We start from the raw sequence: 2,011 nt of genomic DNA, 5'->3' as shown, positions 1-2,011 counted from the left end.
GCCCTGGTCGGCCTGCTCGCGCAGGGCGCGTTCGGTGCGGCCGGAGACCACCCAGGGCACCAGCGGCGGCGCCGTACGCGGCTCCGCCTGCCCCGGCTCCGGGACTTCCCCGGCGTCGGCGTCCCCGGCTTCCCCGGCGGGGGCCTCCTCCAGGATGGTGTGCGCGTTGGTGCCGCTGGCGCCGAAGGAGGACACGGCGGCCCGGCGGGGGCGGCCGGGGTCGGTCCACGGCCGGTTCCCGGTCAGCAGCCGGATGTCGCCCTGTGTCCAGTCGACCTTGGTGGAGGGCTGCTCGGCGTGCAGTGTCCGGGGCAGGACCCGGTGCCGCATGGCCATGACCGCCTTGATGATGCCGGCGACGCCGGCCGCGGCCTGGGTGTGCCCGATGTTGGACTTCACCGAGCCGAGCCACAGCGGCTGTTCGCGGCCCTGGCCGTAGGTGGCGAGCAGCGCCTGGGCCTCGATGGGGTCGCCGAGGGTGGTGCCGGTGCCGTGCGCCTCCAGCAGGTCCACGTCGGCCGGGCCGAGGTCGGCGGAGGCCAGGGCGGCACGGATGACGCGCTGCTGGGACGGGCCGTTCGGGGCGGTCAGGCCGTTGGAGGCGCCGTCCTGGTTGACGGCCGAGCCGCGGACCACGGCCAGGACCTCGTGACCGTTGCGGCGGGCGTCGGAGAGCCGTTCCAGCACCAGCATGCCGGCGCCCTCGCTCCAGCCGGTGCCGTCGGCGGCGTCCGCGAAGGATTTGCAGCGGCCGTCGGCGGCGAGGCCGCGCTGCCGGCTGAAGGCGATGAAGTTGCCCGGGGTGGACATCACGGTGGCGCCGCCCGCCAGGGCGAGGGCGCACTCCTTGTTGCGCAGGGCCTGCACGGCGAGGTGCACCGCGACGAGCGCCGAGGAGCAGGCGGTGTCGATGGTGACGGCGGGGCCCTCCAGGCCGAGGGTGTAGGAGATGCGGCCGGAGATGACGGCGGCCAGCACGCCGGTGCCGAGCGCGGCCTCGCTGTCGTCGGGCATCCGGGCGAGCAGGTCCTTGTAGTCCTGGCCGTTGGTGCCGGCGAACACCCCGACGCGGGTGCCGTGCACCGCGTCGGGGGCGATCCGGGCGCGTTCCAGGGCTTCCCAGGAGACCTCCAGCAGCAGCCGCTGCTGGGGGTCCATCGCGAGCGCCTCGCGGGGGCTGATGCCGAAGAAGTCCGGCTCGAACCCGGCCGCGCCGTCGAGGAACCCGCCCCGGGTGACGTAGCTCTTGCCGGTGGCGTCCGGGTCCGGGTCGTACAGCGCGTCGAGGTCCCAGCCCCGGTCGTCGGGGAAGTCGCCGATGGCGTCGGTGCCGTCGTGGACGAGCCGCCAGAGCTCCTCGGGGGTGGTCACTCCGCCGGGGAAGCGGCAGCTCATCCCGACGATGGCGATGGGTTCGCGGTCCTGGGTCTCCACCTCGCGCAGCCGCCGGCGGGTCTGGGCCAGGTCGGCGGAGACCCGCTTGAGGTAGGAGAGCAGCTTTTCGTCGTTGGTCATCGGGTGTCGCCACTCCTGTGCGAAGAGGGGGACCGCGGTGCGGCCGGGGTGTCGTGGGAGGGTCGCCTCAGGCCGGGCCGAGTTCGTTGTCGATGAACGCGAAGACGTCGTCGGCGGTGGCGTCCTCCAGCCGTACGGCGACGCTGCCGGCCTCCTCCCGGCCGGGGACCTGCTCCAGGTCGCCGAGCAGCGACCGCAGGCGGCCGGCGATCCGGCCCTGTTCGATGTCCTCGGCGCTCAGGCCGCCGAGCCGGGCGGCGATCCGGTCGAGGTCGGCGAGGACCGAGTCCACGGAGGACGCGGCGGAGCCCGCGAGTTCGGTGCCCAGGTACTGGGCGAGGGCGGCGGGCGTGGCGTAGTCGAAGATGAGCGTGGCGGGCAGCGGCACCCCGGCGGCGGCGCTGATCCGGTTGCGCAGGTCGACGGAGGTGAGGGAGTCGAAGCCGAGGTCGCGGAAGGCGGTGGCCGGCTCGACGGCGTCGGCGGCGCCGTAGCC

Annotated in this window: 2 protein-coding genes; both read right to left on the bottom strand. The window is 74.7% G+C overall.

Features of this window, described 5'->3' with window-relative positions:
• Positions 1–1,515, bottom strand: a 1,515-nt coding sequence (locus H5J33_RS32920) for a type I polyketide synthase (protein WP_181798373.1), incomplete at its 3' end; no start/stop codon positions are given.
• A gap of 67 nt (positions 1,516–1,582) precedes the next feature.
• A partial coding sequence (locus H5J33_RS32915; RefSeq protein WP_181798372.1) for an acyl carrier protein occupies positions 1,583–2,011 on the bottom strand: 429 nt, incomplete at its 5' end.

Source organism: Streptomyces sp. WELS2, assembly GCF_013870595.1.
In the GTDB taxonomy this organism is placed as follows: Bacteria; Actinomycetota; Actinomycetes; order Streptomycetales; family Streptomycetaceae; genus Streptomyces.
The sequence above is the reverse complement of the archived record's forward strand: the minus strand, read 5'-3'. Positions and strand labels throughout refer to the sequence as shown.